General features: G+C 64.5%; 22 protein-coding genes. 2 read left to right on the top strand and 20 right to left on the bottom strand.

The window, feature by feature from the left end; all coding sequences use genetic code 11:
• Positions 1 to 9 precede the first annotated feature (9 nt).
• Together LQ232_RS18970 and LQ232_RS18965 are read left to right on the top strand one after the other, a co-directional pair.
• Positions 10 to 798 carry a 1-acyl-sn-glycerol-3-phosphate acyltransferase gene (locus LQ232_RS18970; protein WP_230181956.1) on the top strand — a complete coding sequence of 263 codons (789 nt, stop codon included), beginning with the start codon at positions 10 to 12 and terminating at the stop codon, positions 796 to 798.
• Positions 791 to 1,588: a glycosyltransferase family 2 protein gene (locus LQ232_RS18965; protein ID WP_230181955.1), complete on the top strand. Its 798-nt coding sequence runs from the start codon at positions 791 to 793 to the stop codon at positions 1,586 to 1,588. Before LQ232_RS18970 ends, LQ232_RS18965 begins: the two co-directional genes overlap by 8 nt.
• Before the next feature lie 13 nt (positions 1,589 to 1,601).
• On the opposite strand, the gene LQ232_RS18960 is transcribed toward LQ232_RS18965, so the two are convergent.
• The 20 genes from LQ232_RS18960 to ugpQ form a co-directional block, all read right to left on the bottom strand.
• The gene (locus tag LQ232_RS18960) at positions 1,602 to 2,180 is read right to left on the bottom strand and encodes an outer membrane protein assembly factor BamE (RefSeq protein WP_230181954.1); all 579 of its coding nucleotides are present in this window, start codon (positions 2,178 to 2,180) and stop codon (positions 1,602 to 1,604) included.
• A 58-nt stretch (positions 2,181 to 2,238) separates the two neighbouring features.
• Entirely contained in the window at positions 2,239 to 3,573 is a 1,335-nt protein-coding gene (locus tag LQ232_RS18955) for a cation:proton antiporter (protein ID WP_230181953.1), read from the bottom strand.
• Complete coding sequence (gene fabG / locus LQ232_RS18950) at positions 3,570 to 4,304, bottom strand: 3-oxoacyl-ACP reductase FabG (protein WP_230181952.1); 735 nt, start codon at positions 4,302 to 4,304, stop codon at positions 3,570 to 3,572. The genes LQ232_RS18955 and fabG overlap by 4 nt, the downstream gene beginning before the upstream one ends.
• Entirely contained in the window at positions 4,301 to 4,780 is a 480-nt protein-coding gene (locus tag LQ232_RS18945; protein WP_230181951.1) for a hotdog family protein, read from the bottom strand. Before LQ232_RS18945 ends, fabG begins: the two co-directional genes overlap by 4 nt.
• A complete protein-coding gene (locus tag LQ232_RS18940) occupies positions 4,771 to 5,583 on the bottom strand; it encodes a beta-ketoacyl synthase chain length factor (RefSeq protein ID WP_230181950.1) in 813 nt (270 codons plus the stop codon). Before LQ232_RS18940 ends, LQ232_RS18945 begins: the two co-directional genes overlap by 10 nt.
• A gap of 2 nt (positions 5,584 to 5,585) precedes the next feature.
• Positions 5,586 to 6,773: a beta-ketoacyl-[acyl-carrier-protein] synthase family protein gene (locus tag LQ232_RS18935; protein ID WP_230181949.1), complete on the bottom strand. Its 1,188-nt coding sequence runs from the start codon at positions 6,771 to 6,773 to the stop codon at positions 5,586 to 5,588.
• Between the two features lie 35 nt (positions 6,774 to 6,808).
• Entirely contained in the window at positions 6,809 to 7,591 is a 783-nt protein-coding gene (locus LQ232_RS18930; protein ID WP_230181948.1) for a bifunctional 2-polyprenyl-6-hydroxyphenol methylase/3-demethylubiquinol 3-O-methyltransferase UbiG, read from the bottom strand.
• Complete coding sequence (locus tag LQ232_RS18925; protein ID WP_230181947.1) at positions 7,588 to 8,394, bottom strand: polysaccharide deacetylase family protein; 807 nt, start codon at positions 8,392 to 8,394, stop codon at positions 7,588 to 7,590. The genes LQ232_RS18930 and LQ232_RS18925 overlap by 4 nt, the downstream gene beginning before the upstream one ends.
• The gene (locus LQ232_RS18920; protein ID WP_230181946.1) at positions 8,394 to 10,034 is read right to left on the bottom strand and encodes an NAD(P)/FAD-dependent oxidoreductase; all 1,641 of its coding nucleotides are present in this window, start codon (positions 10,032 to 10,034) and stop codon (positions 8,394 to 8,396) included. Before LQ232_RS18920 ends, LQ232_RS18925 begins: the two co-directional genes overlap by 1 nt.
• Before the next feature lie 49 nt (positions 10,035 to 10,083).
• Entirely contained in the window at positions 10,084 to 10,881 is a 798-nt protein-coding gene (locus LQ232_RS18915) for a beta-ketoacyl synthase chain length factor (RefSeq protein WP_230181945.1), read from the bottom strand.
• Positions 10,881 to 12,134, bottom strand: coding sequence for a beta-ketoacyl-ACP synthase (locus LQ232_RS18910; protein ID WP_230181944.1), 1,254 nt, complete (start codon positions 12,132 to 12,134; stop codon positions 10,881 to 10,883). The genes LQ232_RS18915 and LQ232_RS18910 overlap by 1 nt, the downstream gene beginning before the upstream one ends.
• A gap of 4 nt (positions 12,135 to 12,138) precedes the next feature.
• Complete coding sequence (locus LQ232_RS18905; protein ID WP_230181943.1) at positions 12,139 to 12,828, bottom strand: alpha/beta hydrolase-fold protein; 690 nt, start codon at positions 12,826 to 12,828, stop codon at positions 12,139 to 12,141.
• 14 nt (positions 12,829 to 12,842) lie between these two features.
• The gene (locus LQ232_RS18900) at positions 12,843 to 15,221 is read right to left on the bottom strand and encodes an MMPL family transporter (RefSeq protein ID WP_230181942.1); all 2,379 of its coding nucleotides are present in this window, start codon (positions 15,219 to 15,221) and stop codon (positions 12,843 to 12,845) included.
• A 2-nt stretch (positions 15,222 to 15,223) separates the two neighbouring features.
• Complete coding sequence (locus LQ232_RS18895; protein WP_230181941.1) at positions 15,224 to 15,832, bottom strand: LolA-related protein; 609 nt, start codon at positions 15,830 to 15,832, stop codon at positions 15,224 to 15,226.
• Entirely contained in the window at positions 15,822 to 16,712 is an 891-nt protein-coding gene (locus tag LQ232_RS18890; RefSeq protein ID WP_230181940.1) for an acyl-CoA synthetase, read from the bottom strand. Before LQ232_RS18890 ends, LQ232_RS18895 begins: the two co-directional genes overlap by 11 nt.
• Before the next feature lies 1 nt (position 16,713).
• Positions 16,714 to 17,070: a hypothetical protein gene (locus LQ232_RS18885; protein ID WP_230181939.1), complete on the bottom strand. Its 357-nt coding sequence runs from the start codon at positions 17,068 to 17,070 to the stop codon at positions 16,714 to 16,716.
• The gene (locus LQ232_RS18880; protein WP_230181938.1) at positions 17,067 to 18,515 is read right to left on the bottom strand and encodes an AMP-binding protein; all 1,449 of its coding nucleotides are present in this window, start codon (positions 18,513 to 18,515) and stop codon (positions 17,067 to 17,069) included. Before LQ232_RS18880 ends, LQ232_RS18885 begins: the two co-directional genes overlap by 4 nt.
• Positions 18,502 to 19,194, bottom strand: coding sequence for a hypothetical protein (locus LQ232_RS18875; protein ID WP_230181937.1), 693 nt, complete (start codon positions 19,192 to 19,194; stop codon positions 18,502 to 18,504). Before LQ232_RS18875 ends, LQ232_RS18880 begins: the two co-directional genes overlap by 14 nt.
• Before the next feature lie 54 nt (positions 19,195 to 19,248).
• Positions 19,249 to 19,581: a phosphopantetheine-binding protein gene (locus tag LQ232_RS18870; RefSeq protein ID WP_230181936.1), complete on the bottom strand. Its 333-nt coding sequence runs from the start codon at positions 19,579 to 19,581 to the stop codon at positions 19,249 to 19,251.
• 81 nt (positions 19,582 to 19,662) lie between these two features.
• Positions 19,663 to 20,442: a glycerophosphodiester phosphodiesterase gene (gene ugpQ, locus LQ232_RS18865; RefSeq protein WP_230181935.1), complete on the bottom strand. Its 780-nt coding sequence runs from the start codon at positions 20,440 to 20,442 to the stop codon at positions 19,663 to 19,665.
• Positions 20,443 to 20,575: the final 133 nt, after the last annotated feature.

Below are 20,575 nucleotides of genomic sequence, written 5' to 3'. Positions count from 1 at the left end.
GTCGGAGCCATGAAGACGCTGCGTGCCCTGGCCCAATACCCGCTGTTCTACGCGGGGTTGCTGCTGCTCGGCCTGATGTGCCTGGGCTGGTGCTTCCTGGCCTGGACGGTCAGGCCGTTCATGTCGCCCGACAAAGCGCGTGTACTGGGCCGGTCAGGCATCAGTGGCGGCTTTCGCCTGTACTTTGCCTTCACCAGTTGGCTGGGCCTGACCCGCTTTGAACTGGACGAACTCGATGCGCTCAATGGCCAGCCATCGCTGATCCTGGCGGCCAATCACCCCACTTTCCTGGACGCGGTTTTCCTGATCTCGCGGCTGAAGAACGCCGGCTGCATCATGAAATCCGACGTGGTGGACAACCCATTTCTAGGGGCGGGCGCACGGCTGGCCGGATTCATCCGCAACGACAGCCCGCGCAACATGGTCAGGCAGTCCATTGGCGATCTGCGCCAAGGCAGCCACTTGCTGGTGTTTCCCGAAGGCACGCGCACCATCGACCGACCTGTCAACGATTTCAAGTCGGGTTTTGCGCTGATAGCCAAGGGTGCCCAAGTGACCGTGCAGACCGTGTTCATCGAAAACAGTTCGCCCTTCCTGACCAAAGGCTGGCCCATCCACCACAAGCCGCCCAGCTTCCCCATGGTCTACCGCGTGCGGCTCGGGCAGCGCTTCATGGTCGGAGACGACGCCAAGCTGTTCACCCGCGACTTGCAACGTTATTTTGAACAAGAGCTCGCCAAAGCCGAATTGGCGCTCAACGTCCCCCCCCACCATTCCGAGCTTCAAGTCCATGACTGAGTCGAGTCAGACCTCCGTGCCGCCATCGCGCACGCACCTTGTGCTGATTCCCAGCTACAACGCGGGCCAGCAGGTCTACGACACCGTCAAAGCCGCGCGGCGGCAATGGAATCCCGTCTGGGTCGTCGTGGATGGCAGCACCGATGGCACCGACCGAGGCCTTCAAGCCATGGCCAGCCAGGATGAAGGCCTGAAGGTGTTCGTGCTGCCCGCAAACCAGGGCAAGGGGGCCGCGGTGCTGCGCGGTTTGCGCGAAGCCCAGGCGGCTGGATTCACGCATGCGCTGACCATGGATTCAGACGGCCAGCACCCCGCTGCGCTGATCCCTGATTTCATGCGCGCCTCGATGCAGCGCCTTGACACGATGGTGCTTGGGCGCCCAGTGTTCGACAGCAGCGCGCCCTTGTTGCGCGTGCGCGGACGGCGGGTGTCCAACTGGTGGACCAACCTGGAGACCCTGGGGGCCGGCATCGCCGACTCGCTGTATGGCTTTCGGGTGTACCCCGTGGCTGACCTCGTCAAGGCCATGGCCCGCCAGCCGTGGATGCGCCGTTTCGATTTCGACACCGAGGCCGTGGTGCGGTTGGCGTGGAGTGGGGTCAAGCCGGTGAACCTGGACGCGCCGGTGAAATACCTGCGGCCCGACGAAGGCGGCGTGTCGCACTTTCGCTATGGCCGCGACAACGTGCTGCTGACCTGGATGCACCTGCGCCTCATGCTGGAGTTTGCGCTGAGACTGCCCGTGCTGGTGGTGCGCCGGTTGATGCGCAAGCCACCATTTCAGCGTTGACGACGCCTCTGGCTTAGTCCATCTCGACGAGGTTGCTGGTTTGCTGGTCAGTGACGATCTGCTTGACCAGGTCCTGGTCATCGAACAGCACCTGGAACTCGGCGAAACTGGACAGCCAAAAGCGCCAGGTTTTGGCATCCAATTTTGGGTTCTCACTGCTGACCGGGTAACCCACTGACATCAGCACCTGCTCCCGCGTCATGCCAGGCATGAGCTTGGAACGCTCAATCGCGCGGCGGATGCGCGGCGGGTAGTCCTTGAGCTTGGCCGTGGGATCGCTGGCCACCACGTAGCGCTTGGCAAAGGTGGTCAGGTCCAGATCGCGGCTGTAGTCGTTGCCAATGCGCTGCTTATCGCCACGGATCTCCACGTTCACACGGTGCCGCCCGTAACCCGTCACCTTGACTGGCGTGCCAGCCGGGATGATGGTCTTGCCATCTTCAGCGTAGTTGATGTCGCTGATCCAGGAGCCATCGGTGCGCATGTTGCAGCACAGATAGCCTTGTGCCGGCTCTGGCAGCGCTTGTGCCAATGCAGGGCCGGACAACACCGCGCCCAAGGTGGCGCACAAGGCAAGACGAACAGCAATCATGGCGAGCTCCCTCAATCGATGAAATGACCCGCCGAATTCTACCGACGGGCCACGCTGGTCAAGCCGCGAACCTGGAGTCCTGCCCCTGCGCCTTTTTCTTGGCCGGCCACAAACCCACCGCGGGCAACCAGGCGTTCAAGCCCGGTGCGGTGATGACGGTGCTGACGATGGCCATCAAGACCAGCATGGTGAACATCTGCTGCGAAATCACGCCCAAATCAAAGCCCACGTTCAGCACGATCAGCTCCATCAAGGCCCGTGTGTTCATCATGATGCCGATGACTTTGCCTTCGGCATGGTTCAAGCCGGCCCAGCGTGCGGCCAGGTAGCAGCCGCCAAACTTGCCACCGGTGGCCAGGGCGATCAACAGGGCGGTCCAACCCCAGGCAGCGGCCGTGTCCAGGCCGCCGATGTTGGTGCGCAAGCCGGTGTAGGTGAAGAAGATGGGCAGGAAGAACACCAGCACGAAGGCGCCCACCCTTTGTTTCCAGGCCGTCACCAACTCGGTCTCGTCATGCAGGATCACGCCCGCCATGAAGCCGCCAAAAATGGCAAAGATGCCCAACTGGTAAGTGGCGATCGCGGCCAGGAACATCACTGCCAGCAACAGGCCCATGAGCATGGGCGGCAAGGCGTCGTTCCCCTCTTTGAGTTGGCGGACCAAGCGCTTGAGCAAGGGTCGCGCCACAAACCAGCTCAGCACGAAGAACGCGATCACCATGAGCACTTTCACACCAAAGGCCACGGGCTCGAAATGCGACACCGTGATGGTGGTGATCAAGGCCAGCAGCAACCAGCCCACCACGTCGTTGATGGCGGCCGACGAAATGGCGATGACCCCCAACGACGAGCGCGTGATGTTGAACTCCATCATGATGCGGCCCAGGATGGGCAACGCGGTGATGGAGAACGCCGTGGCCACGAACAGGGCCGAGGCCAGTGGGTCTGCCTGCGGCGACAAGATCGGCGCGGCCAGGTAGCCAAAGCCCAAGCCCAGCCCGAACGGCGCCACCAGGCCGGCCAGCGCGACCCCCCACACCGCCTTGCGATTGCGCTTCTCGGTCAGGTGAGAAAAATCGAACTCCATGCCGATCTGGAACATCAACAGGATCAGGCCGATCTGCGACAGGATGTTCAAAGGCGCTGCAGGCACCGAGCGGAAAACGTAGTGGAAGACATCGGGCATCAGCAGGCCAAACAGCGACGGGCCCAACAGGATGCCCACCACGATTTCGCCCACCGCCGGCGATTGGTTCATGCGCTTGGCCACCACGCCGCCCAGGCGCGCCGCGATCACGATGACGATCAATTGCAGCAAGACGAAATACAGCATCATTTCGGTTTGATGCACGCCACTGGCCGCAACACCCGTGGCAGCTTGTGTTGAACTCATGATGGCATTCCCCCATTGATTGAGATGACTTGTCCGCTGATGTAGGCGGCGGCGTCCGAGGCCAGGAAGGCCACCAGATCAGCCACTTCGCGCGGCTGACCCGCGCGCTTCATGGGCACCATTTGCGCGATGGCTGCGGCATCGAAAGCGCCCTCGGCCATGCTGCCCTGGATGATGCCCGGGGCCACCACGTTGACCGTGATGCCCCGACTGGCCAGCTCCAGTGACAAGGACTTTGACGCCCCATGCAGCGCGGCCTTGGCCGCAGCATAGTTGACCTGCCCGCGGTTGCCCACCACCGCGGCGATGGACGACACGCTGATGATGCGCCCCCAGCGGGTGCGAATCATGGGCATGCTCAAAGGCTGCGTGACGTTGAAGAAGCCGTGCAGCGAGACATCGATCACCCGGTGCCACTGCTCAGGGCGCATGCCCGGAAAAACCGCATCGTCGTGGATGCCAGCATTGTTGACCAGCACCTGGATGGGCCCCTCGCTCAGCAAGGCTTCCAGGCTGGTCGAACAAGCCTGGGCATCGCTCACATCAAAGGCGACCGCACTGGCCTGGCCCCCGGCTGTCACGATCTCGTCCACGACCTCCTGGGCCCGTTCCAGGCGCGAGTTGGCGTGAACGATGACATGGTATTGGGCGGCCAGGCGTTTGCAGATGGCCGAGCCGATGTCTCCGCTCCCCCCGGTGACCAGGGCGCGTTTGAGGACTGGGTTGTTCATGCCATGGGCTCCGTGGGCAAAAGCGCGCTGGCATCCATCACCACCGCGGCCCGACCTTCAATCAAGAGGCGATCCGCATCGCGGACCGAGAATTCGTACATCACCAGGTTGTCATCGCCCGACATGCGCCGCGCCTCGATGCACAAATCAGAAGCGCAGTCGTCAAGCCGGGCCACGTGGGCGGTGACACCACGCACGCTGGCCAGGAAGCCGGCTTGGGGGCGCCGCCCGGCTTGTTCGCCCTCGGTGCCCATGCGCAGGCCACCGTGCGTGGCCATGGCCTGGGCCGCGTATTCAATGCCGCACAGCACGCCCAGGCGGCCACCGGACCGCAGCGGGTTGGCCGGATCACGGTGGCTGCTCGCCACGCACACAATGTGATCGGGACTCCAGTCGGTCACCCCGTCCAGCAGGCACATCGTGCCCGCATGCGGAATGCGCGCGGCGATCTCGTCACGTGTCGCTGTTAAACGCATGGAGACAACTCCACCGCCAACTGCCGCTGGTTCAAGTAATCCAGCACGACGCGCGATGCCAAAGGCGTGCTGGCCAGCGCCTGCAGCAGGGGCAGAGCGCGCCCTGCAGGTATGGCCCGGCGCAGCGTTTCAAGATCGGGCCAGGGCAAGGTGTGGGGGGCCTCGTCGCACAAAGCGACATCGATGCTGGCCAGCGAGTGCGCACTGGCTTGCGGCGACAACACCAGGGCAATGCCCAAGGTGTGTGTGACCGGCCGGGCTTGCAGCAAGGGTGAGGGGTAAGGCGCGTCGTAAGACACCAGCAACACCCCTTGACGCGCCACCTTCACCTGGGTCACGGCTTCCAGCAAGCCCGCACCAAAGCTGGCGTCATAGGCGCACAAGGTGGTTGATGGCGCCACCGCCCGCGACACGATGCCCCAGTAGCCCGAAGGCGCGTTGTGAACGGAATTGGTGAAGCGCGTGGGCGAGATCAAACGGTCGTCCGCCAAGGCCTCGCACAGCGCGTGGCAGTTGTCGCCATCGCCACTGGACGAGGCGAACACGGTGGCCAGGGCTTCGGCATCGGCGTGAGCAGCGGCCACGGCTTCCATGCCCACCTGCAGCGCCAGCTTGACCAAGGTGCCCACGCGGCGGCGTTCAGCAGCCGGCAAGCCCGCCGGCGCCATCAGGTTGGTGGCTTGGGGCAGGTAAGGCCGCGAACCGGCCATGACCTCCCGGCCTTCAACCCAGTTGGGCAGGCCCGGCCCGAGCAGGCCGATGCCATCGATGAAAACGCGGCTGGAATTGGCTGTGGTTGCCATGTTCAAGCCCCCCGCCCGAAGACCACGCTGGCGTTGGCACCGCCAAAGCCAAAGGAATTGCTCAGCACATGCTGAACAGGCCCATGGCGCACTTGCGTGAGGTAATCAATCTGGATGGCCGGATCGAGCTGTTCCACATTCAAACCCGCTGGCTTGAAACCATCCCGGATGGCCAGCAGGCTGATCACCGCTTCAATGCCCCCCGCCGCGCCCAGCGTGTGGCCGGTGGACGCCTTGGTGGAGCTGCAAGGAACGCGATCGCCAAACACCGCGAAAACCGCTTTCCCTTCGGCCGCGTCGTTGCTGGGCGTGCCCGTGCCATGCAGGTTGACGTAGTCGATCTGATCAGAGGTCAGGCCCGCGGCTTTGAGTGCTCCTTCCATGGCCAACTGTGCGCTGCGCCCTTGCGGATGGGGAGAGGACATGTGGTACGCATCGCTTGATTCGCCCACGCCCAGCAGCTGCAATGCACCGGGCTGGCCTTCGCCGCGCTCGACCAGGGCCAGCCCGACGGCCTCGCCGATGGAAATGCCGTCGCGCTGCGCATCGTAGGGCCGGCAGGGCTGGCTGGAGGTGAGCTCCAGGGAGCGAAAGCCGTAAAGGGTGGTCAGGCACAGGGAGTCGACACCGCCCACGATGGCCGCGTCGATCAGGCCCGCCTGGATCATCCGGGCCGCATTGCCAAAGGCCTTGGCACTGGACGCGCACGCCGCCGACAGGGCCACCGAGGGGCCGCGCAAATCAAAGTAGCGGCACACAAAATCAGCGACAGAATAAGCGTTGTGGGTCTCGGCATAGTGGAAGCTGGCCGGCAAGGCACCGGTGGCCGCATCACGCTCGCGGTAGGCCAGCTCGGTCTGCAAAATGCCCGCGGTGCTGGTGCCCATGAACACGCCAACGCGGTCAGCACCATGGCGCTCGATGGCCTCGCGCACGGCGCGCTCGAATCCATCTTGCTGCAGGCCCAGTTGCGCCAGGCGGTTGTTGCGGCAGTCAAAACGAAGCAGATTCTCTGGCAAGCGCACTTGGTCCACACCGCCCACCTCGCCGATCCAGGTGTCGATGTCCACGGTCTCGAAGTCGCACGGCTTCAAGCCGCTGCGCCCGGCCTGCAAGGCGTGGGTGGTCTCTGCCAAGCCCAGGCCAAGGCAGCTGGTCATCGTGAAATGGGGAATCGCGAGAGGGGTCACGGGAAAGGATCCAGAAAGCGAAATCGCGGGCGACTTTAACCGAGTCGGGCCACGAGCAGGATGTTGGCGAAAGGCGTGCCTTCGCTCATCGGCAGGGTCTGAACCTGGAAACCCAGCTTGCGCAAAGCGGCTTGCCAATCACTCAGGGAACGGCAATACAGCCGGGGCAGGCGGTGGCCCCGTACAAAGGTCACCACGTGGTCCACCCAGTTGCTGATCTTGAAGGGCAAGCCCGCAGAGGCGTCGCCAATGCGCAGCAGCAGCACGCCCTTGGGGGCCAGCGCATCACGCACGCGGGTGAGCACGGCGTCTTGGGCGTCGATGTCGATGTAATGGAGCACATCGAGGATCACCACCACGTCGCAGGGCTCGAAGGGGACATCGCAGATGTCGCCCAGCGTGAACCGAGCTGGCAGGCGCAAAGGGCCCAGGGCGGCATTGGCGCGGGCCACATCACGCGGCATGAGCTCGACACCATGGAAGCTTTGCATTCTGGGCGCGGCGGGCCAATGGGCGGGCCAGCCGGCTGATCGATGGCCATGCTGTCCTTGGCTTTCCTCGTACTGCGCGCGTGCCGCTGCCAGCCAGGATGCCAGCAAGCCCTGCCCGCAACCGAGGTCAAGCACGCGGGCCTGGTCAGGAATCAAACCGTGCCGCAGCAAGCCTTGGAAGGCCGGGTCGCCGCCCAATTTGCCACGGGCAAAGCGCCAGGCAAATTGGCCGGCCGGCCGGTAAGGCGCGCATGCACGGTCCAGCAATGTAGACAACATGGTGGGTGTGGCCAGGGCGTCGGACGACGGGGTCAGTTGGGCACTCATGAAAAGGCGGCATCCAGGGTCACGGGGCGCACATTTTGCACCCGGCACGCGTCCAGCAACCGGGGCAGCACCTCCACCACGACCGGTGTGCCACGGGCTGTGCGCGCGGCGTGGCCGTCGTGCAGCAACAGCAAGTCGCCCGGGGCCAAGCCGTTCGTCAATCGGGACGTGACCTGGTCGGCATCTTGGCGGGCGGTGTCGAAGCCTCGGCGCGTCCAACTGGCCAGGCGCAGGTTCAGCTTGTGCAGCACTGGGTCGAGGAAGACATTGCGAAGCCCGGCGGGTGCTCGGAAAAATGCCGGTGCGCGCCCAACGGTGTCGGCAATGGCATCTTGCCCACGGCGGACTTCCTGCTCGATGCGGCGCAAGCCCGACACCGAAAATGTGTGTCGATGGGTGTGGCTGTGGTTCTCGATGCGGTGCCCGCGCCGAACGATTTCACGCGCCAAGGCGGGGTGCTGCACAACCCGGGTGCCAATGCAAAAAAAGGTGGCTTTGACCTGGTAGGCGTCCAACAGGTCCAGCACCTGAGGCGTGACCTGCGGGTCGGGGCCATCGTCGAAGGTCAGGGTGATTTCTCGGCGGGCGATGGCCGCTGGCGGCAAGTGCAGGATGTTGGGCCCGAGCATCCGGCTCGTGGGCCACAGCCCCAGGGCGGTGACGACCATGTGGTTGGCGGCCACGCTGGCCAGCGCCTGGGGCCACATGCCGGGCAAGGCCACCGCCGTGGCGCCGGCCGCCGCGTGCAGTCCCACCGAGGCTTTGAGGATCAATGGCATGCGCCAGGGAGCCATGTTGGACATCAGGCCGCCATCTTGAAGAGCAACTCCCGGGTCTCGGCCGGCAACAGGCCGTCGGGGAGCTGGGTTCGCAAAGAGGGCACATCGCGCAAGGCCTGCCCCAGGATCTCACCAGCCAGTTGCTCCAGTTTTGCCACGTTGTCGCGAGCGCGCTGGCGGAAGCCCGCGTCGTCAAGCTTGTCCCGCAAGCCGGCATTGAGCTCTGCGAACCAAGGCAAGCTGGCCTGGTCCAGCATGCAAGCAGGGTTGTCATCGCGCAGGCTGGCACCGGTGGCCGCATGGGCGTCCGTGCCCTGCCCCCATTGCCGCAACAAGGTTTGAATGGCGACGTTCAGGGTGCGCGCCCTCATCAAAGGTTCGTGCAGCTCCAGGATGGCGGCCCGGTCGGTCAGGCGGTCCTGGAAGAACAACAGGCACAGCACACCCCAGTAGTAGGTGTAGTCCCACAGCACCTTGATGGGCATGACGCGGGGGCTGCCGAACAAGGGGTACTGTCCCTCGTAGAGCGTCAGGGTGCTTTGGTAGAAAGACTGCAAGACCTCGCCATAAAACAGCGAGGGCATGCGCAGTGATTCACCAGCGCGATCGTGCTGGATCAGTTTGGTGATGTAGGTGTTGGAGATGGCGATGAAGTCCGAACCTGGCGAGTAAAAGGGATCCAGGAACATGCCGGCATCGCCGGTGATGGCCCAACGCTGGGGCGAAAACACTTGCTTGCACCCATGCGAGAAATCGCGGAAGTAGGCGAAGTCCATCAAGGTGTCGCGCTGGCTTTCCAGCACCTCGTGCACGCAGGGCTGGTGCTGGGCGATCCAGGCCATGGCCTTGTCGAAGGTGTCCATGCCTTCCAGCGGGTGCATGTCGGCATCGGCCACGATGCCCACCGAATGCGCCCCCGACGACAAGGGGATGAGCCACAACCAGTAGCCCGCGCCACACAGGTGGTTGGTGGACATCCAACGCGCGGCCGGATCGCAGCGCTGGCGCCATTGCGGGTCATCGGCCCAATTGTCTATATCAAGTCGGGTGTTCAGGCGGAACCAAACGGCATTGGCGTGGTGGCCATTGCCTTGAGCCAGGCCCAATTTGCGTTTGAGCAAGCTGGCGCGGCCGCTGGCGTCCACGATCCATTTGGCGCGGATGGTCTGCCTTTGTGGAGCGCCGCCTTGGGCATCCTGCGCTTCAAACTCCACATGGTGCCCTTGCGACTCGTCCAGGTCGATCCTTTTGACCGCGGCACCCGCCGCCAATTGCACACCCTGGCGCGTGACCTCCTCGGCCAGGTGGTTTTCGAAAATGCCCCGGTCGATCTGCCAGCTCGGCGTCGACAGATAGCGGCTGGCGCCCAGTTCGGTCACGCTGGACAGGTCGCGCTCGCCTTCGCTGAAGAAGAACCGGAAACCGAACTTGCGCAGGTGGGCACTGTCCAGGTGGTCCTTCAAACCCAGGGTTTCTGAAAAATAGTGGGCGCCGATCTCGACACTGGACTCGCCCACTTTGTGCGCCGCCAGGGGCGCTGGCCCGACACGGCGCTCAAGCACCTTGATGTCGAGCTCGGGCATGGCCTGCTTGAGCTGCAAGGCCAGGGTCAGCCCAGACAGCCCGCCACCCAGGATCAACACATCGTGTGAGGAGTCGGACATGTTCTAGTCTCAGCAGAATGGCACCAGGATGGGCGCTGTTGGGCGCATGTTAACGCGGGCCTGATGCTTTTCTGTTCAAGCCAATCACCAGGGCTTGGGCTGGTGATAGCCAAAGGCAACAATCCGCGGGCGCGTGCGGGTGCACCTCGATGGCGGACAAGGACTTGAGCAGCGGCAGGCCAACGGCCATGGGGCTGCGCCGGCCCGCCAACACGGCCGCGCCATCGGCCGTGGCATCAAGCATGGGCGCAGTTTGCAAGCTCAAGGTCATCAAGGTCGAAGGCGCCTCACTGGCCGCCACCAAGGCCTGCGGCGCCAGCACCAGCGCCAGGCCCACCAGCGCGGTGCTGCCGGTGATGGGCACCAAGGGCGCGGGCGCGGGCATGTCATAGGCCACCAGCAACACCGGAGCTTGCTCACACACGGCCTGGGTTGCGGCTTCGAGCAGGCCCTGCGCAAAGCTGTGCCGCCCGGCCGAGATGGCGGTGGACGCCTGCATGTTGCCCACGCCGATCGTCCAGTAACCGGAAGCGGCGTTGTGCACCGAGTGGTGAAACTTGGTGGGGGACAAGTGCTCCGGCGACTCGGCCAAGGTGCGGCACAGGTAGTCGGTGATCTCCAGATCGCCGTGCGCGGAAGCAAAGACCGATCGCAAACACTGGGGAGGGACACCAGCCTGGTGGCAAGCTTGCTCGGCCACCGACAGGGCCAAGGACACCGTGGCCGGAGCGCGGCGCCGCTCGGCAGGCGGCAGCAGGGTCGTTTGAGGCTTGCCGTCGGGCACGAGCACGTCCGGCCCCTCGGCCCAATGGCCCATGCCCAGCACAGCCACGGTCAGGGCCGACATCAGCTTGGCTCCTGCCCGGCTCGGGCAAACAACAAGGCGCAGTTGTTGCCGCCAAAACCGAATGAATTGCTCATGGCCACGCTGAGCTGTGCGTCGGCCGCCTCACGCTGCAACATGCGTTGGAAACGCTCACCAGCCAAGGGATCAGGCCGGCTGCAATTGAGCGTGCCTGGAATCCACTGCCCTTGCAAGGCCAGCAAGGTGATCACGGCCTCAAGGATGCCGGCGGCACCCAAGGCGTGGCCCGTCCACCCCTTGGTGGAGCCGACCCGCGTTGTGCCTGGGAAAACCTCGGCCACCACCGCGGCTTCGACCTCGTCGTTCCTGGGGGTGGCCGTGCCATGCAGGTTGATGTAATCCACCTGGCCGGCGGTGATCCGAGCGCGGGCCAAGGCTTGCAGCATCGCCTGGCGCGCGCCCAGCCCTTGAGGATGGGGCGCGGACATGTGATGCGCGTCCGAGGACTCGCCGTGACCAATCAAGTGCAACTCTGAAGCGGCCCGATCCAGGTGAGCGTGGCCGGGTGAAGTTCGCTCCAGCAAGGCAAAGCCACCTGCTTCCGCCAGATTGATGCCATCCCGGTCGGCATCAAAGGGGCGGCACAGTTGGGGCGACACCAGGCCCAGCGATTTGAAACCGAACAGCACACTCTGGCACAGGCTGTCGACGCCCCCCACGATGGCCGCATCCACCATCCCACACCGGAGGAGGCGCTCAGCTTGCGCGAACACCTTGGCACTGGATGAGCACGCCGTGGCCACGGTCATGCAGGGCCCTTGAGCACCCAGCGCATGGGCCACAAAAGCGCCCAGGGAATGCGGAGAGTGGACTTCGGGGTGGGACAGGTCTGCTGGAAACTGGCCGTCATTGGAAAGCCGGGTGTAGGCTTCCTCGCTGGCACCAATGCTGGAAGTGCTGGTGCCCATCAGCACGGCCACGCGAGCCGGTCCATGCCGCGAGATGGCCGTCTGGGCCGCAGCCAGGAACCCATCCTGGTTCAAGGCCATCCAAGCCAGCCGGTTGTTGCGGCATTCCCAGTGGGCCCAGCCAGGCGGCAAGGCTTGCGCCTCCAGTCCGCTGACGCGCCCAATGAAGGTGGGCAAAGGCAGACCGGTGAAGTTGTTCGGGCGCAGAGCACTGTCAGCGCGGCGCAAGGCGGCACCCAAGGCGGCGCGCCCTGGCCCGGCCGCGCAGGTGGCCGTGAACGCCGACACCCGCACCGGGTTCATCGCTTGAACGGGCGAAAAATCCATGACATCAACGCAAGAGGGAGGGCAACGGCAGCTTGTCCAGCATCTGCCGCCAAAGGGCAATCCAGGCAGGCCATTCATGCCCACCCTCCACCGTGAAGACCCGATCAGGCGGCAGCGCCTCGGCCACAACGCGGTGGCCCATGGCGAACCGGTCACTCAGGCCATAGCCCCAGAACAGCGGGGGCAAAGACTGGGCCGATGCGGGATCGGCCTGCGCCTTGAGCCAAAGCCACAAGCGACGATCGACATCGTCTTCCGGCAAGTTCTGGCCTGGGGCTGGCCACGGGACCAAACCGCCAGCACGCACCACGTCAACGCTGATGTTGCGGGGCCCAAGGTAAGGCGCCAGGGCAACCACGCCACTGATGCCCTCGGGGTGAGTGGCCGCGCACATGAGCGATCCCATGCCACCAATGGAAATGCCTGCCAGCCAGATCTGCTCATAGCCCTGCGCTCGCGCTGGCTCGATCACGTCCTGTTGCAACCGCTCAAGGATGGTCTGCTGGGTGTAGTAGCCGACATGGGCATTGACCAGTTGCACATCCACAGCCAGATGCCGCTCCCGCACCGCCGCCACGAACCCTTCGCGGACAAAATCTTCCGGGGTGTCGTAGGCACCGGGCAGCATCACCAACAGCACCTTGGCACATTGAGTGCCCGCACTTGGGTGCGCCAGGTCCAGCAATGACTCCATGGGGGCACCTGGATTCATGGCTGAGGCCGGTGCAGCACCGCCGCCAGCACCAGGGCCAGGATCGCCCCAGGGCCCACGGTGGCACCAATGGCATGCAACACCGGCACCTGCGACCACGCCAACATGCCAAAGCCCGCCACGGTGGTCAGGTTGGCGAACACCATGGACGACAGAATGGCCGCACTGGGCACGGCCGCATGGGCACGCTGGTCAAAAAACAAGGCGTAGTTTGAACCGATGGCCACGATCAACAAGAGGCCAACCAGGTGGAACAAGGTCAAGGGTGGCCCCGTGGCCACCAAGCCCGCCGTCACGATCAACACGGTCAGCAGCAAAGGCGCCACCACGCGCAGCAAGCGCACGGGTGAACGCAGCACGGCACCCAACAAGATCAGGATGGCCAGCCCACCGAGCAGGGACAGGTGAATGACCTCGCTCAGGTAATCTGAATAAAGCTTCTCGGACTCGGCTTTGAGGTCGATGAAATACACCTGCCCACCCTTCACCGACGCTGTCAGCAGTTGGCGGATGCGCGCCGCATCCAGCGCAGGCGCGTCCTTGGCTTGATCGGTGGGCAAGCGCAGGCCGACCAGCGCGGTCCATTGGCCCGATTGCCGCATCAGCAACGAATCAACCCCCAAGGCCAAGGAGCTGCCAGTCAAATCGGCACGCGTGAGCAACGGCAAGCGCTTGGCCTCGGCCGCATCGGTGAAGAAAGCTTCAAACTTGCCTGCCTTGAGGGGCAAGCCCTGAGCGGCCTGGGTGAACCGGCTCCGCAAGGTGTCGGCATCGGGCAAGGCGGCCTGGCGCTGGCTTTGCATGGCTTGGCTGGGCAGGTAGCGGGCCGCGCTGTCCACGCCCAGCAGCATGCCGCTGTCCACCAAGGGTGCCAACGCCTGCGTGGCTTGCTCGGCCCCTTGAAGCGCGGCTTCCATGCTGGCAGCCCGGATCACGCCCAGATAACGCACATCAGGGGCGCCCAGGTCGGCGCGAAGCTTCATGTCCAGGGTTTGCGCTTCGGCGGTGATCGGGCTGAGGGAGGACAACTCCCGGCTCCACAGGCGATCGCGGTGCATGAACAGCACCACCACGGCGCCCGCGAACAGAACCATGGCCAACCAGCGCAGGCGCGGGGCATGGGCCGCGATCCAGGTGAGCCGCGCGTCCAGGCCGGGCGTTGGTGTGATGCTGAACCCTCGGGGAATCAGGTGGGGCAAGACCCAGCGCGTCACCATCGCCGCTGACAAGATGCCCACGATGGAGAACAGCCCCAATTGCGCCAGGCCAGGGAAGCCGGAAGCCAGCATGGACGCAAAGCCCATGACCGAGGTCAGCACGCCCAGGCTGACGGTGGGCCAGAAATTGGAGGCTCGCCCCTCACCTTGCTGGCTGCCCCCGCCCTGCACAAACAGGTAGATCGCGTAGTCGACCGCCTCACCGATCAAAGTGATGCCAAAGCCCAGGGTGATGCCATGCACCACGCCAAATCCCCACGAGACCGCGGCGATGCCTGCCAGGGCACCCGTGGCCATGGGCAGCAAGCCCAGCACCAGTGCCCGCGGTGATCGGTAGATGCTCAAGAGCAAGGTGACGATGATGCCGGCACCGATCATGGACAGGCGGGTGGCCTCCGACTCGATGGTGTGGCGCGACTGGGTGGCGAAAACCCCGGGGCCCGACACGACCATACGAGCTTGTGCCAGGCCCGCCTGCTGCCTGGCCTGTTCAAACTGTTGATGGATGGCATCGATGGCGCGCTGCTGCGCGTCGAGGTCGGAGCCGTCCGCCTGGGTTTGCGCCACCAGCACCGCACGCCGGTGATCGGCCGACATCCAGACGCCATCGACCATGGTGCGCTCGCCACCGGTGTCCATGTCCTCGACCAGGTGCACCAACTCGGCGGTGGGGTCCCGCGTCAACAAGGGCTGCAACATCAAGCCCGCCGACGAGCCCAACAGTTCCAGGCTGTCTTGCAGTGCAGCGCGCAATCCTTCGGGCTGAAAGCGCGCTGGCGTCACGTCCGGGCTGAGCAGGTAGCGGTAGCGGAAGAGCACGCTCTGGTCACGCTGCGACGACACCAGCTCACCATTGTTCACCGAGGCAAACGCCGGCAGTTGCCGCAGGCGCTGGGCCAAAGCCTTGGACAAGCGCGCCAACTCGATCGCCGGCAGCGAGCCTGTGCCCTCGGCTTGCAGCCCCACCAGGATGAGGCGAGAGGCGGGCCCCTCCTTCAACTGGTCGATCAGCACCGACTGCTCTGGCGTGGGGTGGCTGGGCAGGAAGGCCGACAGGTCGGCGGTGTAGCGTGCCCTGACCACGGCGACCAGGCAAACCGCCAAAATGACCAACCATAGCAAGATGGCCGGCAGGCCCTTGTCACGACGCTCGCTCATCGTCAGCGCGGCGAGGAGCTCGTGGAGACAGGCGTGATCGTCATGACGGAGCGGTCCCCATTGCCCTGAAGGATTTCAATGGTGTCCACGCGCTCGCGCTCGCCACTGAGCTTGACTTGGCTGACCATCGCCGCGGCCTTGGCTTGCAGAGGACGCAGCAACAGGTGCCAGCGGTCACGCTTGCCTTCCAGCGCGACCTGGTAGTTTTGGTCCAGGGCGTTGCGGTCACCGGCCAGCGTGGCACGGATGCTTTCGACGAAGGCGCCGACTTCGGGGTAGGACTGCAGGGGAATGCTGCGCTTGCGCCCCTTGCGCTCCAGCAGCAGCACGTCCTTGTCCAGCACCAGCGACTCCAGGCTGGGTTTGAGCGTGCGTTTTTCAAGGCGGTCAGGGGCCTCGTACACCAACTCACCCGAGGACTCCAGAGGCGCCTCCACGGCGCTGAGGTACTTTTGCTCCACGAAGGTTGCCCGGCTGGACTTGTTCTGTGCGAGCAGTTGCATCAGCGCATCGATGCCCCAGTCTTGCGCCTGCGCTGTGCCACCCAACAACACACCGAAGGCCACCAACACGGTGGCCAGGGCCCGCCGACGCAGGTGGTCAATGTTCACCAAGTTCGTCCCAGAAATCATAAAAATTGAACCAGTTGTAGGGGGCCAGGCGGCAGTAATGGTCCAAGCGACTGACATACAGATCGATGACCTGATCAACCGAGGGCGCACCCGGTTGGGAGAAATCGGCCAAGTGCTCAAAATGTATCTCATAGCGGTTGCTGCCCAGGTAGAGGCCGACGATCAGCACCACCGGACGCTTGAGCATCGCGGCCAGCCTGAATGGCCCCACTGGAAAGCCTGCGGGCGTGCCCAACAAATCGACCTGCCGACCAGGCTCGCCACTCAGGGTGCGGTCGCACAACATGCCCACCATCTCACCGCGCTCCAGGCAATGCTTGACGCGCAGCATGGAATCAACGTTGCCCAAAGGGATGATGTTGTGCTTGATGGCCGGGTTGATGGCCGAGAGCACCTGGTTGAGTTTGACCGCGTTGTCTTCGTACATGACCATCGAGACGGCGAGATCGCCGACATCCTGGCTGCTGGCGCGCACCGCCTCGAAGCTGCCCAGGTGGGCCCCCACCATGATGGCACCCCGCCCCTGCGCCAGAATGTCGTGGACCGCCACCTGGCCGACCAAGGTGGTGTCGAACAAGTCAAAGCGATTGTTGAGCAGGTAGAACCGGTCCAGGATGGTGGACGCGAAACAGAACACATGGCGAAAGCCGTCGATCCAGCCAGGCTCTCGGCCCAGCACACGGCGCAGATAGGCGATCGAGGCCCGGCGCGCCTTGGGCACCGCCAGCACGAAATACCAGCTGATGGGGTACAGCAGCAGGCGCGCCACGGGCCGCCCCAGGCGCTGCGCCACCCACACGATGACACGCAAAGCCAGCATGTTGCTGCGCTCGGCATGTTGCATCCACGCGGCGGCCATGTCAGCTCCGCGCCTCATCCGCACTGGCCGGCCCTTGCACCGACACCGTGGCGGTGGCCGCCAGGCGAGGCCCCGCCATGGGGTCGGCAGTGCTGGCCCAGACCTCCAGCGCATAACGACCGGGCACCAACCGCTTGAAGGCCAGGCCGACCGACACCCCTGGGGTCACCGGAAGCAGGAACTTGGCCACGCCGACATTCAGCGAGACAACCTCCAGGCCCTCGGCCGTGGCCAGGCATTGCAAGGCCTCGTCCAGCAACACCACGCCGGGCACGATGGGGTGCCCCGGGAAATGCCCCGCGAAGGCCGGGTGATCCGGGGCGATGGACAAGGGCAACAACGCAAGGTGGCTGGTCATGGAGATGAGGAAGGTGGCTGAGCACCGGATTCAAGGCGTCGGGCCAATTCGAGGATGGCCGCGTGGGGCAACTTGCCGGTGGCATTGCGCGGCAGCTGGTCGACAAAATACAGGGGACGCGGCATGAAAGCGGGGTCGATGCGCTGGCGCAAGGCCGTTGTCAATTGAGCGGCGCTGAGCATCGGCGCCACCACCACGGCGGCCAGGCGCTTGACGCCATCCTGGGGGCCATCGCCAGCACGCGCATCGGTCTCGGGCCAGATGAAAGCACCGTCCACCACGCCCGCGATGGCATTGAGCTGCAGGTTCAGGTAACCCAGCGAGGTTCGCTTACCCGCCACGTTCACCATGTCGGCCGAGCGGCCATGCAGGATGAAACGCGCCGCCACGCCATCGCGGGAGATCAAGGGCTCGCACATCTCGAGCACGTCGTTCAAGGCCATGGGCTCTTCCAGGTGCCCGCCATGGACCCAGACCTGTCCATCTTCTTGCTGCGACATCTGCAAGCCCTCGAACGCCAGCCACTGCACCGCTTGGGCGCTGCGGCGCGTGGCCAACTGCCCGGTCTCGGTGCTGCCATACACCTCGAGCAAAGGGCCACCGCAACGTTGCTCGGCCTCCTTGGCCAATTGGGACGACAGGGGCGCGGTGGCGGACACGATCAAGTCTGCATGAGGCACCTGCTCAGACTCGGCCAACCAGGTGCGCAGGTGGAACGGCGTGGTGACCAACACCTTGGGCGAAGGCAGGGCGGCCAAGGTGGCAGAGACATCGGCGGGATAAAAAGGACGCTCAGCCACCATGGCGGCGCCGCTTTGCCAGGCCACCAGCACCGTCGACTCCAGGCCATACATGTGCTGCGGCGGCACCGTGCCCACGAGGCTGTGGCCCGACTGGGCCGACAAGCCCAGACGCCGGGCCTCCGCGCGTACATTGCGCACCAAGGAACCCCAGCGCTTGACATGCTCTGTGGGACGGCCCGTGGACCCCGAGGTGAATACGCAGGCAATGACTTGCTGCGCCTGGATCTGGGGGACGGCCAAGGGCTCTTGCCCGGCAGGGCCCCAATCACTGGCGCGCTGCGGATAAACGGACTGAGGCAAATCCAAGGTCGCCGAGACCTGCTCGCTCAGACCATAGACCTGCGGGTAGGCCTCCCGCATTTGCCGCACCATCTCAGGGTTGTGCGACGGCGGCAACAAGCTGACTTGCCCACGGGTGATGGCGGCGGCCAGCCCCACGGCAAAGTGGTAGCGGTCGGTACAGGCATTCAGCACGTGGGACCGGTTGGGCAGGCTGGAGGCCACCCGCGCCACGTCGTCCAGAAACTCGCCCACCGAGATGGCCCGGCCTTGCCGGTATGAAAAGACCGAGTCCATCGACGCATGAACCAGCAGAGGAAACAGCGGCGGCACGGTGCCGTCCGGCAGATCAGCGTGGTTCATGGGGCGTTTGAACGGTCTTGGCCTCAGGCCAGCCCTGGCGAAACATCTGCAAACTGCCCAGGATGGAGCTGTGCCGGATGTTGCGCAGCTTGTAGCGGCGGACCGCGTATTCCCCGGCGAACATCAGGCCCACCAGGGGGCTGTTGACCAGGTTGGAGAAGGTGGACCAGGTTTCAATCGAGGCCAGCCCATACAAACCTGCCGACACCGAAGCCATGGCGGCAAAAAACAGCGCCCAGGCCGCGGTGGCGCCACGGGTGAAGGTCAACACCTCAGGCGGCATGTCGCCTCGGCGCATGACGCGGGCAAACCGGGTTATCAGTGGTTCGCGCCCACCCAGCAGGGTGTGGCCAAACATCCAGCACAGCGCCAGGTTCGTGCAGATGTGCTGAATGGCGTACAGCAGGTTCAAATCGCCCTGCCAATTGGGCAGCCCCCAGGCCAGCAAGCCCAGCCATGGCGCCACCACGCCCGCGGCCACCGCAGAGCCCCAGCGGGTGGCCACGGCTGAAAACAGCATGGCGAGAACCGGCACGAAGTAAAGCCAGGGCGCCCAAGGTGAGCGGTGCACAGTGGCAAAGTGGCAGGCAATCAGGTAGGCCGCCAAAAGCGCCAAAGCACCCGCGGCGCCAGACAAGGCCAGCCAAACAGAGGGCACGCCAGGCAAGGTGGACTTCATGGCCGTGAGCGTTTGAACTGCAAAAATCAGAACCGGTTGAAGGGCCGGGCTTGATTATTTGGTACGGTGCGCGCCGACGTGCTGGGCCAGGCTGCGCAGCGAACTGAAGATCTGCACATTGCGCTCATCGTCGGAACGCAGCTGAAAGCCGTATTTTTTGGACACCACCAGCGCAATTTCCAGGATGTCGATGGAATCCAGGCCAAGGCCGTCGCCATAGATGGGGCCCTGAGGGTCGACCTCGGCCGCCGTCAGGTCGAGGTTCAGCGACTGGATGATCAACTCGGTCAGCTCCAACTCCAGCACTGGATCAACGGGGGCTGCCCCCAAGGTCGACGGGGTGGAAACTGCGCCTTCGGTGGCCGGGTTTTGCGCTGAAATCTGCATGGACGTGTCTGGAATCAAGGAAAAGGCGCCGCCCCGGCCGCGTGGGACGGGTGCTCCCTGGATGATAAGCCAGATCAGGTTTCAGCAGGTGCCCCCGCTTGGGTGGTCTGGCGCCAACTTGTCCACGGCATCGGTGATCAATCCATCCAGCCCATCGGCCCACAAGGCTTGGGCGCGCGCAGCGTCATTGACGGTGTACGTCAGCATTTTCAGGCCTGCCGCGTGGGCCTGGGCCATGTTCTCGCTGTTCAGATGGGGGTGGTGCAACACGACTGCCACACAGCCCAGCTCGAGGGCCTCGCTCAGCCAGGTTGGCCGGAGTTCTTCCAGCAACAGCGCCTTGGGAAGGCCCAAGTTCGCTTGCTGGGCCGCGCGCAGCGCCTCGACGCTGAAGGAACTCAGCAAGGGCGGCACCGCCTGGCCAGCCCACCAGCGGGCCGCTTCGCGCGCCACCACCGCCCCGGTCAATGCCTCTTGCCCAGGTGAAGGCTTGATTTCAAGATTGACCATCAGGTCGTTGGCTTGAAGCCACCGGGCCAGGGCTTCCAGCCTGAGCAAGGGCTCGCCGGCGTAAGGCGGGCTGTGCCAGCTGCCGGCGTCCAGCCTGGACAATTCGTCCCAGCGCAGCCGGCCCGCGGCGCCCAAACCGGACGTGGTCCGGTTCAAATCCGAGTCGTGCAGCAAAAAGGGCTCGCCATCCGCGCTGAGCTTGACATCGCACTCGAACATGCGAAACCCGTGCTTGGCGCCCAGGCGAAACGCCGCCAGGGTGTTCTCAGGGGCCAATTTGCCAGCGCCCCGGTGAGCGATCCAGCGTGGGTAAGGCCAGGGCGTCAAAAGCGCTTTGGGGGTCGGATTCATAACACCACAGCATACCGGCCCCGCGAGCCCACCCGGTCCGGGAGATCACCTGCTGCGGTAACATCCCCCCTCAGGCGCGAAAACCGTCCGCACCCTGCTTTTCGCACTCCTTGCCGCCGTTTTTTCACCCCGG

The sequence above is a fragment of the Aquabacterium sp. CECT 9606 genome (genome assembly GCF_918741295.1).
Lineage (GTDB): Bacteria > Pseudomonadota > Gammaproteobacteria > Burkholderiales > Burkholderiaceae_C > Aquabacterium.
This window is presented reverse-complemented; position numbering and strand designations above follow the sequence as displayed.

Excerpts from the sequence above, each read along its gene's own strand:
- LQ232_RS18970 (WP_230181956.1), top strand. The coding sequence starts at position 10 with ATGAAGACGCTGCGTGCCCTGGCCCAATACCCGCTGTTCTACGCGGGG.
- LQ232_RS18965 (WP_230181955.1), top strand. The coding sequence starts at position 791 with ATGACTGAGTCGAGTCAGACCTCCGTGCCGCCATCGCGCACGCACCTT.
- LQ232_RS18960 (WP_230181954.1), bottom strand. The coding sequence starts at position 2,180 with ATGATTGCTGTTCGTCTTGCCTTGTGCGCCACCTTGGGCGCGGTGTTG.
- LQ232_RS18955 (WP_230181953.1), bottom strand. The coding sequence starts at position 3,573 with ATGAGTTCAACACAAGCTGCCACGGGTGTTGCGGCCAGTGGCGTGCAT.
- fabG (WP_230181952.1), bottom strand. The coding sequence starts at position 4,304 with ATGAACAACCCAGTCCTCAAACGCGCCCTGGTCACCGGGGGGAGCGGA.
- LQ232_RS18945 (WP_230181951.1), bottom strand. The coding sequence starts at position 4,780 with ATGCGTTTAACAGCGACACGTGACGAGATCGCCGCGCGCATTCCGCAT.
- LQ232_RS18940 (WP_230181950.1), bottom strand. The coding sequence starts at position 5,583 with ATGGCAACCACAGCCAATTCCAGCCGCGTTTTCATCGATGGCATCGGC.
- LQ232_RS18930 (WP_230181948.1), bottom strand. The coding sequence starts at position 7,591 with ATGAGTGCCCAACTGACCCCGTCGTCCGACGCCCTGGCCACACCCACC.
- LQ232_RS18925 (WP_230181947.1), bottom strand. The coding sequence starts at position 8,394 with ATGTCCAACATGGCTCCCTGGCGCATGCCATTGATCCTCAAAGCCTCG.
- LQ232_RS18920 (WP_230181946.1), bottom strand. The coding sequence starts at position 10,034 with ATGTCCGACTCCTCACACGATGTGTTGATCCTGGGTGGCGGGCTGTCT.
- LQ232_RS18915 (WP_230181945.1), bottom strand. The coding sequence starts at position 10,881 with ATGTCGGCCCTGACCGTGGCTGTGCTGGGCATGGGCCATTGGGCCGAG.
- LQ232_RS18910 (WP_230181944.1), bottom strand. The coding sequence starts at position 12,134 with ATGGATTTTTCGCCCGTTCAAGCGATGAACCCGGTGCGGGTGTCGGCG.
- LQ232_RS18905 (WP_230181943.1), bottom strand. The coding sequence starts at position 12,828 with ATGGAGTCATTGCTGGACCTGGCGCACCCAAGTGCGGGCACTCAATGT.
- LQ232_RS18900 (WP_230181942.1), bottom strand. The coding sequence starts at position 15,221 with ATGAGCGAGCGTCGTGACAAGGGCCTGCCGGCCATCTTGCTATGGTTG.
- LQ232_RS18890 (WP_230181940.1), bottom strand. The coding sequence starts at position 16,712 with ATGGCCGCCGCGTGGATGCAACATGCCGAGCGCAGCAACATGCTGGCT.
- LQ232_RS18885 (WP_230181939.1), bottom strand. The coding sequence starts at position 17,070 with ATGACCAGCCACCTTGCGTTGTTGCCCTTGTCCATCGCCCCGGATCAC.
- LQ232_RS18880 (WP_230181938.1), bottom strand. The coding sequence starts at position 18,515 with ATGAACCACGCTGATCTGCCGGACGGCACCGTGCCGCCGCTGTTTCCT.
- LQ232_RS18875 (WP_230181937.1), bottom strand. The coding sequence starts at position 19,194 with ATGAAGTCCACCTTGCCTGGCGTGCCCTCTGTTTGGCTGGCCTTGTCT.
- LQ232_RS18870 (WP_230181936.1), bottom strand. The coding sequence starts at position 19,581 with ATGCAGATTTCAGCGCAAAACCCGGCCACCGAAGGCGCAGTTTCCACC.
- ugpQ (WP_230181935.1), bottom strand. The coding sequence starts at position 20,442 with ATGAATCCGACCCCCAAAGCGCTTTTGACGCCCTGGCCTTACCCACGC.